A 14,134-nucleotide genomic window follows, 5' to 3' on the forward strand; every position below is an offset into this window, starting at 1 on the left:
TTCCCCGCTGCACCCGCAGCGGGGAAGCATAATAAACAATGAATTCGCCTATGATGTTGCGCCCCGCAGCCTGCCCGCGGAGGTTCAGCCGGTCATTAAGTGAGAAAAAATGTCGAACAAACCTTTTGTCTATCAGAACCCTTTTCCGCTGTCCCACGAAGATACTGAATACTACTTGCTGACTCGGGAGCATGTCTCGGTCGCCGAGTTTGAGGGTCAGGAGATCCTTAAAGTCGACCCGCAGGCGCTGACATTGCTGAGCCAGCAGGCGTTCCACGACGCCTCTTTCATGCTGCGTCCGGCCCACCAGCAGCAGGTGGCTTCTATCCTTAATGACCCGGAAGCCAGCGACAATGACAAATATGTCGCCCTGCAGTTTTTAAGAAACTCTGAAATTGCCGCCAAAGGCGTGCTGCCGACCTGTCAGGATACCGGCACCGCGATCATCATGGGCAAAAAGGGCCAGCGCGTCTGGACCGGCGGTGGCGACGAGGCCGCGCTGTCACAGGGTATCTACAACACCTACATCGAAGATAACCTGCGCTATTCACAGAATGCCGCGCTGGATATGTACAAAGAGGTGAACACCGGCACTAACCTGCCGGCGCAGATCGACCTCTACAGCGTCGATGGCGATGAGTATAAATTCCTCTGTATCGCCAAAGGTGGCGGCTCCGCTAACAAAACCTATCTCTATCAGGAAACCAAAGCGCTGCTGAGCCCCGGCAAGCTGAAAAATTACCTGGTGGATAAGATGCGTACCCTCGGCACCGCAGCCTGCCCGCCTTACCATATTGCGTTTGTTATCGGCGGCACCTCGGCTGAAAGCACCCTGAAAACCGTTAAGCTCGCCTCGACGCACTATTACGACGGCTTACCGACTGAAGGCAACGAGCACGGTCAGGCTTTCCGTGACGTTCAGCTTGAGCAGGAGCTGCTGGAAGCGGCGCAGCAGCTCGGCCTTGGCGCGCAGTTTGGCGGCAAATATTTCGCGCACGACATCCGCGTGGTGCGTCTGCCGCGTCACGGCGCGTCATGCCCGATCGGCATGGGCGTCTCCTGCTCGGCTGACCGTAATATTAAAGCGAAGATTAACCGCGAAGGTATCTGGATTGAGAAGCTGGAAGCCAACCCAGGTCGCCTGATCCCGGAAGCGCTGCGTCAGCAGGGTGAAGGTGAGGTGTTGCAGGTTGATCTTAACCGTCCAATGGAGCAGATTCTGGCGCAGCTTTCTGCGTATCCGGTCTCTACCCGCCTGTCACTGACCGGCACCATTATCGTGGCGCGTGACATTGCTCATGCCAAACTCAAAGAGCGCATCGATAACGGCGAAGGATTACCGCAGTACATCAAGGATCATCCGGTCTATTACGCCGGTCCGGCCAAAACGCCCGAAGGTTATGCGTCTGGTTCACTCGGCCCGACCACCGCAGGCCGCATGGACTCCTACGTCGATCTGCTGCAGGCTCACGGCGGCAGCAAAATCATGCTGGCAAAAGGCAACCGCAGCCAGCAGGTGACGGATGCCTGTCATAAACATGGCGGCTTCTATCTGGGCAGCATCGGTGGCCCGGCCGCGGTGCTGGCGCAGCAGAGCATCAAAAGTCTGGAATGCGTGGAGTATCCGGAGCTGGGAATGGAAGCGATCTGGAAAATCGAGGTGGAGAACTTCCCTGCCTTTATCCTGGTCGATGACAAAGGTAACGACTTCTTCCAGCACATTGAGCGCGCGCACTGCGCGAAATGCGTGAAGTAAAAGCTGCGTCAGATAAGAAAAAAGCCCCGGTCTCGGGGCTTTTTTGTGATGCGGACTGACAGATTTAAGGAGCGGATGGCTGTAAGAGTAAGCATGCGCAGGGAACGGAATCCCGACTCAATATAAATCCAGCAGCAACTTTTTAGCCCGGCGCATAGCGACAATGAAAGCAGCATAAATCTGACAGCAACACCTTAGCTTAACGCGCAGGAAACACGGTCAGAGGAGGAAAGCGTCCCGCGCCAGGACGGCGCGGGCCGAGCGTGCCATGGATGGCGGCTTTTGCGTCTTTCCGATCTGACCGCGTTTCCTGAGCAGCCTCGATCAAAGCGCTAACCCAGCCCTACCTTCCCAGGTAAACTAAAGCGCCGCTATCGGACCCTGTTAACCGCGCTGCAACCGCTGCAACGCCATATCGATCTGCACCTCACCTTTGGTGAGTTCGATAATCTGATACTTAATCGCCGGATTCTCAATCAGACCGACCAGCGTCGCTGCCACATCTTCGCGCGGGATCTCACCATAGGGGATCGCCAGATCTGCATGCACCCGACCCGTACCAGCCTCATCGGTCAGCGTGCCAGGCCGCAGGATCACCCACTCCAGCTTGCTCGCCACCAGTTCCACATCCGCCAGGCGTTTCACCCGCATATAGTTCTCAAATCCCTCAGACGGCGTTTTACCGCGGCCCGCATCCGGAAAAGCGGATACCAGCATAAAGCGCGACACGCCAGCCTGCTCTGCGGCGGCGACTGCCAGCTTCAGCCCTTCACCGTCAATGGCATTGGTCAGCGCGATACCGGCACCGCCCGCACCCGCTGTAAAGACCGCCACGTCGTGACCGGCCATCAGCTCTGCCAGCGCCGTCACGCTCAGCTGCTGAATATCGCCCGCGACAGGCTTAGCGCCTGCGGCCTGCAGGGACTCAGCCTGTTCCGGCTTGCGGTGCATTGCCGTGACAGTGTGGCCTTTGTTGCTCAGCTGACGGGTCAGCTTTTGGCCAACCTTACCTGCCGCCCCGATAATGAAACATGTCGCCATAGGATTCACTCCTCCATTCACTGATTAGGTGTCAGAGTATAGCTATCTGCCAGAAACGAAACAGGCGCCTGATGCGGCGCCTGCTGGGTTTATTTCGGGATGACTTTTTCCGCTTTCAGCTTATCAAACAGCTGTGTAAAGGAGTCCAGCGTACTGCGATAACCGGTAAAGCCCGCTTTTCGGCTCTTACTCATGTCGGTAAAGGCTTCCATCGGACGACCCAGGTCGGCATCGGTATGCCACCACGAGGCCAGCTTAGTCACATCGGCCTCACGCAGCTGATGCTGCTCTGCTATTGCCCGCCATGCGCTCTCAGCTTCCTGCATGCGATCTTCCAGCGGCATCATCTTCGCCGGGTAGTCTGCAGCTTCGATACCGAAATAGTCAGCCAGTTTTGGCCACATCCAGTTCCAGCGGAACACATCGCCATTTACCGCGTTGAAATCCTGATTAGCGGCGTTTGGTGACGTTGCCGCCCAATGCAATTGCTCGGCCAGCAGACCCGCATCGGTCATATCAGCGACACCATTCCACTGCTCTGGCGAACCCGGGAAGATAAACGGCCAGCCCTTCTCTTTGCACAGCGTCGCATAAACCGCCAGCGTCTGTCCCATGTTCATCGCATTGCCTACGGCATAGCCGATGATGGTATGCGGACGGTGCACGCTCCAGCGATAGTCATACTTATCTGCGCCCGCGAACACTTCATCTTCCTGCGCATAATAAAAGTTATCGACCGGCTGACGCCCCTGCTCCTCACGGAACGGCGTAACCGGCACGGCGCCTTTACCGTAGGCTTCAAACGGACCCAGATAGTGCTTCAGTCCGGTCACCAGCGCGACATGCGAACCTTTGAGGCGTTCACCGAGTGCTTCAATCACATTGCGAACCATGCCGCCGTTGACGCGGATATTCTCTTTCTCATTTTCCTGACGCGCCCAGACGCTGAAAAACAGCGCATCCGGTTTTACCTCTTTCAGTGCTTCACGGACAGCCTCTGCATCGGTCAGATCGGCTGTCAGGCTGGTTGCGCCTTCAGGTACGGCACCACGTCCGCGTGACAGGCCACTGACCTGCCAGCCTTCCTGCTGTAATTTATCTGCCAGTGCGCGACCAATAACGCCGCTGATGCCCACAATTAAAGCGTGCTTTTTCATTTGATTTCTCCTCGTTTTGCGTAATGCTAAGCCTAATAGAGAATTCAGTTCTTATCTCTGGCATTTATTCACAGCATTCTCAACCTGAGTTCACTAATCGATGCACGATCATCGCCTTAAAGATATTCTCCCGTTTGTCGCCAGCGTGGAGTGTGGCAGCTTTACCGCCGCGGCTGAACGTCTGCACGTGACCGGCTCGGCGGTCAGCAAGAGCATCAGCCGACTGGAAGCGCGCTTAGGCTCGCGGCTGCTGGAGCGCACCACGCGTAGACTGAATCTGACCGACGCGGGCAGCGCCTATTATCAGACCTGTCTGCGGGTGCTGGAGGATCTGGCCGAAGCCGAGGCGGTACTGGCGGCTCAGCGCACCATTCCTTCCGGCCGGCTGCGTCTGGCGGTGCCCACCACCTATGGCCGCCTCAACGTCATGCCGCTGCTGATGCCCTTCTGCCAGCAAAATCCAGAGCTGGCACTGAGCCTGAGTTTGTCCGATCGCTTTGTTGACCTGTTTGAGGAAGGCGTGGATGTGGCGGTGCGGATCGGCGGTGCACCCGACCTTCCCGCGTCGCTGGGCTGGCGTAACATGGGTCGCGAGAAGATGCAGTTCTGTGCCTCTCCCGCTTATCTGGCCCGGGAAGGCCGTCCTGAAAATGAAGCAGCGCTGCTGAACCATCCCGCCATTCTTTATGAGCGTGTGGATGGCACAACCAAACCCTGGCTATTTACCACCGAAGATGGACAGCCCCACTGGCGCGACGTGCCCTACCGGCTGGCGCTGGGCGACGTCGATGCACAGCTTCAGGCAGTCATTGCCGGGCTGGGTGTCGCGCAGATGCCCTCATGGTTGATTCAGCGCGCCGTGGCCGCCAGTGAACTGGAAATTATTATGCCGCAGTTACAGCCCGACGGGCTGACGCTGAGCGTGGTGTGGCCACGCCGCAAACAGTTCCTGCCAAAAGTGGACGCGCTATTATCAGCGCTAAACGCCCTGGCCATTCGCTGACACCGGCCTGTTTTTTTGACTGCGGTTGGGATGTTTCATCCTGACCCTTTTTATTTTCTTTTTGCCGCCGTGCATTCCTGACTGTTCTGCCCCGTCTGAAATACCCCCAATCTGTTATTCCCCCAAATAATCCCTTTAACTTCAAAGGGCTTATTTGGGATTTGATGGAATCCCATCAAAATAAAAAACGCGAAAGGCTTGAGCTCACATAATGAAAACTAAGTTTCAAATATAATTTAACCCGAAATAAAAATATCAGTAGGGTGATGGCTTCTTCATGTTCTGACGTTTTGTCTTTGTTGTTATTGCCAGGAGTATTCATGGAAAAAGAACTTTATATCTCGTCGAACCCGGCCTCCGGTCCAAATAGCGCCACCCGCACCGAGCCTTTTGTGAAGATTATTGCGCTGGTTGCTACCCTGGGTGGATTGCTGTTTGGTTATGACACCGGCGTGGTTTCGGGCGCGTTACTGTTTATGCGCGGCGATTTGCATCTTACCCCGTTTACCACCGGGCTGGTCACCAGCTCCCTGCTGTTTGGTGCCGCCTTCGGCGCGCTGGCTGCCGGTCATCTGGCGGATGGTCTGGGCAGACGCCGCATCATCATTGCGCTGGCGCTGATCTTCGCTTTTGGCGCTGTCGGCTCGGCGCTGGCGCCTGATGTCACCTGGATGATCGCTTCTCGCCTGTTCCTGGGCTTTGCCGTGGGCGGTGCTGCCGCGACCGTGCCGGTCTACATCGCAGAAATCGCCCCCGCCAATAAACGTGGCCAGCTGGTCACCCTGCAGGAACTGATGATCGTCAGCGGTCAGCTGCTGGCGTATATCTCCAACGCCACCTTTAACGATATCTGGGGCGGCGAAAATACCTGGCGCTGGATGCTGGCGCTGTCGATTGTCCCCGCCGCTCTGCTCTGGATCGGCATGATATTTATGCCTGAAACCCCGCGCTGGCACGTAATGAAAGGCCGCAGTCAGGCAGCGCGTGAGGTGCTGGAAAAAACCCGCGCCGCTGAAGATGTGGAGTGGGAACTGGAAGAGATTGAAGAAACCATCGAAGAGAACCGGCAGCGAGGTAAAGGCCGCCTGCGCGATCTCGCGACGCCATGGCTGATGAAAATCTTCCTGCTGGGCGTGGGCATCGCTGCGATTCAGCAGCTGACTGGCGTCAATACCATTATGTATTACGCACCTACTATGCTGACCGCAGCCGGACTCAGCAACGATGCCGCGCTGTTTGCCACCATTGCGAATGGTGTGATTTCGGTAGTGATGACACTGGTGGGTATCTGGTTAATCGGCAAAACGGGACGTCGCCCGCTGGTATTAATCGGTCAGATGGGCTGCACCTGCTGCCTGTTCTTTATCGGGCTGGTCTGCTGGCTGATGCCGGAATACCTCAACGGCACGGTCAACCTGCTGCGGGCTTATCTGGTGCTGGCGGGCATGTTGATGTTTCTCTGCTTCCAGCAGGGCGCATTGTCACCGGTCACCTGGCTGCTGCTGTCGGAAATCTTCCCCGCCCGGATGCGTGGCATCTGTATGGGTGGCGCGGTCTTCTCACTGTGGATCGCCAATTTCGCCATCTCCATGGCCTTCCCGCTGTTATTAGCCGCGTTTGGTCTGGCCGGTGCCTTCTTTATATTCGCCCTGATTGGCATCGGCGGCTCTGTATTTGTTGTGAAGTTTATTCCCGAGACCCGGGGAAGAAGTCTTGAGCAGGTCGAGCACTATTTCTATGCGCTTTATAACGGCAAAAAATAACCTTTGCATGCTCTGTGTTAAATAAATAACGGCCCGTGTCATGAGGCATGACGACCCGACCGCCCTTAGCACCTCACCAATAATTTAAGGAAATCGTTATGAGCCTGAATATTCCCAATGCGCGCTTTTGCGTTAATCGTAAAATAGCGCCCAGCCTGAGTATCCCGCAGTTTTTTAAACTGGTCAGCCAGCTCGGTATTCATAATGTCGAACTGCGCAATGATATGCCCAGCGGACGCGTTACCGACGATCTCAGCGGCGATGAGGTAAAAGCGCTGGCGCATGAGTCAGGCATCCGGATTGTTACCATCAATGCGCTCTACCCGTTCAACCAGCTGAATGAAGAGGTGCTGCAACGCGCCCGCCAGCTGTTAAGCGATGCGCAGGCCGTCGGCGCCGAATCGCTGGTGCTCTGCCCGCTCAACGACGGCACGCCCATCAGCGCTGCCGACAGCGAAAGCGCGCTGAAAACCCTGGCCCCGCTGTTCGCTGAGGCAGGCATTCAGGGGCTGGTGGAACCGCTGGGTTTCCCGCAAAGCTCGCTGCGTTCGGCGACTCAGGCGCAGACGCTGATCCGCGAGGCGGCCGTGCCTTTCCGCTTGCTGATCGACACCTTTCATCATCATCTGTTTGAAGAGGCCGAACAGACTTTTGAGCAGGAAATCGACATTCAGCAAATCGGTCTGGTTCACCTCTCCGGCGTCACCGACCCGCGCCCGGTCAGCGAACTGACCGACGAAGAGCGCATCATGCTCAGCGCAGATGACAGATTGCGCAGTAAACAGCAGGTCGAACGCCTGGAGAAGATGGGCTACACCGGCCTTTACGCCTTTGAGCCGTTCTCCTCCGTGATGAATAGCTGGCAGGAAGCGGACATCACCCGCGAAATTCGCAACAGCATCCAGCTGTTAAACCACTCAGCGTAAGGAATCATTATGACCATTAATATTGGTGTTATCGGCACCGGCGCAATCGGCCGCGAACATATCCGCCGTTGCAGTACCGTTTTACAGAATGCGCGCGTGGTGGCACTCAACGATATCAACCGTGACAACTGCCAGCAGATTATTGACGAACTGACGCCGGAAGCGCGCATTTATGACAATGCGATTGATCTGATCAACGACCCACAGGTTAACGCGGTGCTGGTTACCTCCTGGGGTCCGACGCATGAAGCCTTTGTGCTGGCCTGTATTGAGGCGGGTAAAGCAGTATTCTGCGAAAAACCGCTGGCGGTCACCGCGCAGGGCTGTATAAACATTGTGGAAGCAGAAATTAAGGCAGGACGTCAGCTGGTGCAGGTCGGGTTTATGCGCCCTTACGACAGCGGCTATCGCGCACTAAAAGCGGTGATCGACAGCGGCGAGATTGGTGAGCCGCTGATGCTGCACTGCGCGCACCGTAATCCGGAAGTGGGCGACAGCTACACCACCGACATGGCGATCACTGACACGCTGATCCACGAACTTGATGTGCTGCGCTGGCTGCTGAATGATGACTATGCCAGCGTGCAGGTGATCTTCCCGCGTAAAACCCGTAAGGCGTCGTCCCACCTGCATGACCCGCAGATCGTGCTGCTGGAGACTACCAAAGGCGCACGCATTGATGTCGAAATTTTCGTGAACTGTGAATATGGTTACGACATTCAGTGTGAAGTAGTGGGTGAAAGCGGCATTGCCCGCCTGCCGGAGCCGGTTTCGGTGCAACTGCGCAGCGCGGCTAAGCTCTCCACCACCATTCTGACGGACTGGAAAAAGCGCTTTATTGATGCGTATGACGTAGAGTTACAGGCCTTTATCAACAACGTCATCAGCGGCGAGATGACCGGTCCCTCCGCGTGGGATGGCTATGCCGCTGCCGTCGCCGCCGATGCCTGCGTCGTGGCGCAAACGTCTGGCGGGATCGTGCCGGTAACTATGCCAGCCAGACCAGCCTTTTATTGCTGACAGGCAAAATGCACGGTGGATCCCACCGTGCACGTCCCTATCCCGCCCCCCCTTTTCAGCGACGCTTCCCGCTATAGGTAATCAGGCGATCCGCTATGTTTAATGCGGGCCGCAAAATTACGCGGCCGCTGAATAATTACGGCGCGGTGATGACAATAGCCACGCGCCGGTTCTGCGCACGTCCCTGCGCGCTATTGTTGCTGGCAACCGGTGCACTCATGCCCAGGCCACGCGTCATAACATTTTCACGCGGTATCGCCGCGCCTTCCGCCCACTGAGCCGCGACCGCGTTTGCTCTTTTCAACGACAGCTGCTGATTATAATCCGGCTTGCCGTAATTATCGGTATACCCGTCGATGCGCACATGCTCAATACCGGTCGACGCCAGACTTTTCGCCATTCCCTGAATGGTGAGCTTACTCGAGGGTGTCAGCTCTGATTCATTTACACCAAACAGGATCTTATCAGATAAGCCTAATCCCCAGCCTTCCAGGTTCTGCGTGAATCCGGCGCTTTTCATCGCTGCGATTTGCGCGTCGCTAAAACGCGCTTTCGACTGACAACCGACCAGCGCCAGAGTAACCAATAGCAGGGAAAGGTTTTTCTTCATATTTACGCCCTATTTATTCGCTTGTTTTTGTACATATTCATATCGGCACGTTCGAGGATCGATTCAACCGTATCGCCAGGTCGTGACCAGGCGTAGCCAATAGTCACCGAAGTTGTAACCGGCATGTCATCCGTAATAAGGATGCGTTCCCCAATGGTGTCATTAATGCGCTGCATGAGCTGCTGTAACTGCGCCTCACTCGTCCGGCTGTTGACCAGCATGGCAAATTCATCGCCCCCTAATCGTGCGACTACATCCTGTTCAGTCGCCAGCGATAAAAGACGCGATCCTATCGCTTTTAATACCTCATCCCCGGCGGCATGGCCCCAGTTATCATTGATGCTCTTGAAGCGATCGCCATCCAGAAACAACAGCGCAAAGCGCTCGTGATCGTCTGGCTGGTCAAGGCGCTGTGTCAGGCGAGCAGAGAAGGCGCTGCGGTTGGCAAGACCGGTCAGCGGATCGGACAGGGCTTTAGCTGCCAGCGAGCGATTGTCACGCATCAGCGACGCCTTCAGTGATTGCATTTCCATCAGCAGGGAGTTGAGGTCATCTGAAAAGAGCTGAAATTCTCTGATTGGGCCACCCGGAATACGCAGGGAAAAATCACCCGAATGAATGACATAGTGAATCGAACTGGTAATGGTACGCAGTGTCGCAATCATACCCCGATGCAGAAACTCACTCAGCATCAGCGAGATAATCAGTACGCAGAGCATCCCTATGGAGAGAATCATGAATGAGTATTGAAGGAAACTCACCGCGCCGGTTACGGTCCCTTCCAGCATTAGCGTACCAACAGCCACGTCAGCATGAAGAATCTCAACGTTAAGTGGTTTGTGATAAATCCACTCACGCAGCAACCGCGAAAACCAGCCCGTCTGTTCCCGCTGTGCATTCCACTGGACCAGAACCAGCTGATCCCGTGTAACCAGCTTCGCAGAAGCGTACATGCCTTCATTGCCAAGCCGTTCGATTTTATTACGTGCATCGTAGCTATCGGCAAAAACGGTTGCCGCGGTGAGCGTGGTACTTAGCGTCGAGCCGATTAATTCGAGGTTTCGTTTCTCATAATTTTTAATAAAAAGCAGCGACGTCGATGAGAGCAACAGCCAGCACAACAGTAATATCACCGCCGAATTGATGGTGCTTATTTTGCGCAGTTTATTGCGGATGGATGATTTATCGTGCTTTAGTTTATCGAATTTCATTTCATTCACTTCCCTCGCGGGAGAGCAAAAGCACATCCGGATTCACTCTGACACCGCTTCTGGCAAGTGAATCGAGATTAACGGAAAAATGCGTATGGTCCGGTTGAAAAATCAGACAAAAAGCGGCGCCCAGCGTGCATTCCGCATTGTTCTCTGCAAGGGTAAGCACCGCTCTTCCCTTCAGCTTCTCAATAATGTCCACCTGCTGCTGCGGTGTCTGATCGCCGAAATAAATGGCATCGCATCGATGCATTGCAGAATCACCTGCACCCGCAAGATAGAGAACGGTGAATGTCGCGGCCGCAGCGGCGCTATTTTCCGGCAAAGAGAGATGGCGTGCTGAAGTAAAAACACATAATTCAGGCGGCCTGTTTAAATTTTGCCAGTGAGTGAAACTGATGATGCCGCTAACGATACGATTAGCTTTGTCATCTTTTGTCCCGGCCAGCGCAATAGGGGGATGAAGAAACAGCAGAATAAGTAGCGCCAGGGCGAGCTGGCAGATGCGGCGCAGCAGAAGCAGCACATCGACATTATGATGCAGGTGATATTTATGGGTCATACTGCGTTCCGGTAATACTACGCACGGCAGGAGAGCTGAATAAGCGCGCAAATATTAACATAGCGCTGGTTACGCTTGCACACAGAATTTTCTTAGCTATAGATCATTCTGCTTATACTTTCAGACAGGTTCATTCACGGAATATTCGTTGGTCGTAACAGCTTCTGATAGCGAACGCCGACGGAGAATTACCTTACTTCACCGGCTTTTTCTGGTGGGTGATAACGTCTCTCTTTTGGTAAAGCAATTCGCCAGGCTTTTCGTTTCAAGGCGCAGACTGGATAAAGACGCCTGTAATAACGTGATGCTGATAATGCATCGCCAGCGATATTCCGCAATTAACCTGTCCAACCAATACCCTCAAACATACCCCATCATTTTCAGAAGCGACTGCACCTGATTCATCGCTTCGCTACGATGTGACACGCCCAGTTTCTGATAGAGATTACGGATATGGGTTTTGATCGTGGTTGACGCTACCGCCAGCTCACCGGCAATTTGATCGTTGCTGTAGCCCGAATAGATTAACCCCAGCACCTGCCATTCGCGCTGCGTCAGCGGGCTGGTGCGAATCAGCTCCGGCACGTCAGGATGGTTAAGCAACCGGCTGACAAAACCTTCATCGAAATGGGCGAACTTGTGACGGTGATATTTGTTGATCTCCAGCAGGATGCGGCGGGCGCGGTGGTTGTCCAGCTCATTCAGGGTATTAAGCTGTATCAGCTGCCGCAGTTGCTGCGCCATCATCTCGCCTTCAATGACAAAATGGCTGATAAAGCCCGTGCTGCGCGCCAGTTTCAGCGCCTCAATCAGCACGCGCTGCGCCTCCGCTTTGCGGTCAGTCTGCCAGTAGATCTGATTGAGCAGCAGCAGATTACGGTTTAAGTCGCTCATCAGGCGCAGGGCGCGGGCATTCTCATTCAGCTCCTCCAGCACCACTTCCGCCTGGCTGACATCACCCAGCAGAATCTGCGCGCGGGCGATGTTACGCCACTGTCCCTGCAGAAAATGGTTGTTGGCGAAGGCGGGTTTAGGTGTCTGCCGCATCCAGTCGCGGGCGTTCTGACTGTCGCCCGTCATCTGCCAGTAAATCACCCGGACTTTATCGGCATTGGCGATCCAGTCGCTGTGCCAGTTGCCGTTGTTCAGCAGGTTTTCCAGCCGGTTCAGATAGCTGCGGGCATTATCAATATTGCCGCGCGCCAGCGAGCACTGCACCAGCAATCCCAGACACTGAATCTGCTGCTGCGGCTGGTAACCATTCAGCACCTTGATGCCTTCGCGCGCCGCCTGTTCCGCCTCTTCCAGACGGCCCCAGGCCCACAGCAGCTGAGCGCGAATGCGCAGCAGAAACTCATGCAGCGGGAACTGTGCCAGATGCTGCTCTTCCACCAGCACAAAGGCGCGGCTCTGGATCTCCCAGGCGGCCTGCAAAAAGCCCTGCGCAAACAGGATTTCGCTCTGCTGAATCAGGCTCCAGAGCGCGTAGTGCCATATTTCATCGCGACGCGCCATCTGTTCGGTCTGCCGCATCAGCTTGAGTGAGTCGTCCAGTTCGCCTTTGCAGTGCATCACCTCGCCATGCACCGAAGTTGCCACAATGCGGCTGTAGTGACGGCTGGTGGGCAGAGTATCGAGCGCCACTTTCGCCAGCCGCTCCGCTTCATCGGTATTGCCATCGTTGATCGCCACCTGAGCGCGCAATGCATTAAATTCACCGCGCAGTGCCGCATCTATCTCGCAGTGGCTGGCCTGCTCAAAACGCGCCAGCAGGCTGTCGACTTCTGAAAAGCGATGCTGAGTCTGCATCAGCCACGCCTGCAATAGCACCAGCATCGGGTTGTCGAGCATCATCTCCCACGGCAGCGCTTTTAAAGAGTTCTCCAGCAGCGGCAGCTCGCTCTGATTAAACAGCGTCCAGGCGTGCTTCAGCAGCACGTCCCGCAGCATGGTAGCGTCGCCTGAGGCAAGCGCATGGTGAATCGCCTCGCCCGGAAAGCCCTGCGCCATCCAGCTCTCGGCTGCGGCTCGATGCAGCGCAGGCAGCTCCGCCGCCAGTTCCCACTGACAGCGCTGACGCAGGAAGTTGCCGAACAGCGGATGGTAGCTGAACCAGCAGCCGGAATCGTCCATACGCTGCAGAAACAGTCCCTGTCGCTCAATCTCCTCCAGCCGCATCTGACCGTTCTCTTCACGGGTCACGCAGGCGATCAGTTCATCATTCATTGAGCGCAGCAGCGCGGTTTTCAATAAAAAATGGCGGGTCGGCAGATCGACGTTATCCAGCACCTCTTCCACCAGATAGTCGGCGAGATGGCTGGCATTAATGCCCGAGAGACGTCGGGCGGAATGCTGAGCCGAACTGGCTCCCTGACGTGCCGACAAGACAATCAGCTGCAGCGCCGTTGCCCAGCCTGCGACATCATCACAGAGGCGACTGCTCTCTTCGCTTTCAAGCGGGGCCGCCAGACGGCAGTCAAAAAACTGGCGCGCTTCCTGATGGGTGAACGCCAGCTGCTGGCTGCCCAGTTCGATCAATTGCTCACGCACCCGCAGGTTCGCGATACCGAGCTGCGGCAGGTTACGTGACATCAGAATCAGGGTCAGATTTTCAGGCTGATGACGCAGGAAAAAGCGCATCGCGTCGTGAATGACCGGGTTGGTGATCAGATGGTAGTCATCAACAATCAGCCAAAGCGGCTGCTGCCACTCCACCAGCTCGATAAAGAGCTGTGAAAACAGCGCATTGAGATTCACATATTGCCGCTTCTGCGCCAGCAGCTCACTGCGGGGACAGCCGCCGTGCGTCGCCTGTTGCAGTGCCGCGATCAGGTAATCGGCGAAGCGTTCCGGCTGATTATCGCCCTCATCCAGAGAAACCCAGCCCAGGTCGCTTTTCCCCGCCGCCCATTGCGATACCAGTGTGGTTTTACCGTAGCCCGCCGGACTGGTCACCAGCACCAGCCGATAGTTACCGGCAGCGGTGAGCTTTTGCAGCAATCTCTCGCGGATTACGGTGCCTTCAAGACGCACCGGGCGACTGAGTTTGGCGGGTATTAACATGGGCGCACGTTTCTCCATTTGT

Annotated in this window: 11 protein-coding genes; 5 read left to right on the forward strand and 6 right to left on the reverse strand. The window is 55.7% G+C overall.

Going from position 1 to position 14,134, the window contains the following annotated elements:
• Positions 1 to 109: 109 nt before the first annotated feature.
• Positions 110 to 1,756 carry a class I fumarate hydratase FumA gene (fumA, locus tag K6R05_RS21180; protein ID WP_222925866.1) on the forward strand — a complete coding sequence of 549 codons (1,647 nt, stop codon included), beginning with the start codon at positions 110 to 112 and terminating at the stop codon, positions 1,754 to 1,756.
• Between the two features lie 384 nt (positions 1,757 to 2,140).
• Here the strand turns inward: fumA and K6R05_RS21185 are convergent, their stop codons facing one another.
• Together K6R05_RS21185 and K6R05_RS21190 are read right to left on the reverse strand one after the other, a co-directional pair.
• On the reverse strand, positions 2,141 to 2,797 hold the full coding sequence (locus K6R05_RS21185) for an SDR family oxidoreductase (protein ID WP_222925801.1): 657 nt from the start codon (positions 2,795 to 2,797) through the stop codon (positions 2,141 to 2,143).
• Positions 2,798 to 2,886: 89 nt separating this feature from the next.
• Positions 2,887 to 3,954 (reverse strand): SDR family oxidoreductase, encoded by a 1,068-nt coding sequence (locus tag K6R05_RS21190; protein ID WP_222925802.1) that lies wholly within the window; start codon positions 3,952 to 3,954, stop codon positions 2,887 to 2,889.
• A 100-nt stretch (positions 3,955 to 4,054) separates the two neighbouring features.
• Between K6R05_RS21190 and K6R05_RS21195 the strand changes: the two genes are divergently transcribed.
• The 4 genes from K6R05_RS21195 to iolG all read left to right on the forward strand — a co-directional run bounded on the left by K6R05_RS21195 (position 4,055) and on the right by iolG (position 8,666).
• Positions 4,055 to 4,957, forward strand: a complete 903-nt coding sequence (locus K6R05_RS21195; protein ID WP_222925803.1) for a LysR family transcriptional regulator — start codon at positions 4,055 to 4,057, stop codon at positions 4,955 to 4,957.
• 320 nt (positions 4,958 to 5,277) lie between these two features.
• On the forward strand, positions 5,278 to 6,720 hold the full coding sequence (locus K6R05_RS21200; protein WP_161736163.1) for a sugar porter family MFS transporter: 1,443 nt from the start codon (positions 5,278 to 5,280) through the stop codon (positions 6,718 to 6,720).
• A gap of 98 nt (positions 6,721 to 6,818) precedes the next feature.
• Entirely contained in the window at positions 6,819 to 7,646 is an 828-nt protein-coding gene (locus K6R05_RS21205; protein ID WP_285088712.1) for a TIM barrel protein, read from the forward strand.
• A 9-nt stretch (positions 7,647 to 7,655) separates the two neighbouring features.
• The gene (iolG, locus tag K6R05_RS21210; RefSeq protein ID WP_222925804.1) at positions 7,656 to 8,666 is read left to right on the forward strand and encodes a bifunctional inositol 2-dehydrogenase/D-chiro-inositol 1-dehydrogenase; all 1,011 of its coding nucleotides are present in this window, start codon (positions 7,656 to 7,658) and stop codon (positions 8,664 to 8,666) included.
• Between the two features lie 136 nt (positions 8,667 to 8,802).
• Here the strand turns inward: iolG and yfiB are convergent, their stop codons facing one another.
• The 4 genes from yfiB to malT all read right to left on the reverse strand — a co-directional run bounded on the left by yfiB (position 8,803) and on the right by malT (position 14,112).
• Positions 8,803 to 9,276 (reverse strand): outer membrane lipoprotein YfiB, encoded by a 474-nt coding sequence (gene yfiB / locus K6R05_RS21215; protein WP_222925805.1) that lies wholly within the window; start codon positions 9,274 to 9,276, stop codon positions 8,803 to 8,805.
• 2 nt (positions 9,277 to 9,278) lie between these two features.
• Positions 9,279 to 10,487: a diguanylate cyclase DgcN/YfiN gene (gene dgcN, locus K6R05_RS21220; RefSeq protein ID WP_222925806.1), complete on the reverse strand. Its 1,209-nt coding sequence runs from the start codon at positions 10,485 to 10,487 to the stop codon at positions 9,279 to 9,281.
• Position 10,488: 1 nt separating this feature from the next.
• Positions 10,489 to 11,049, reverse strand: a complete 561-nt coding sequence (gene yfiR / locus K6R05_RS21225) for a regulatory sequestration protein YfiR (protein WP_161736168.1) — start codon at positions 11,047 to 11,049, stop codon at positions 10,489 to 10,491.
• A 360-nt stretch (positions 11,050 to 11,409) separates the two neighbouring features.
• Complete coding sequence (gene malT, locus K6R05_RS21230) at positions 11,410 to 14,112, reverse strand: HTH-type transcriptional regulator MalT (protein ID WP_161736169.1); 2,703 nt, start codon at positions 14,110 to 14,112, stop codon at positions 11,410 to 11,412.
• Positions 14,113 to 14,134 lie beyond the last annotated feature (22 nt).

It is taken from the genome of Pantoea alfalfae, from assembly GCF_019880205.1.
Lineage (GTDB): Bacteria > Pseudomonadota > Gammaproteobacteria > Enterobacterales > Enterobacteriaceae > Pantoea > Pantoea alfalfae.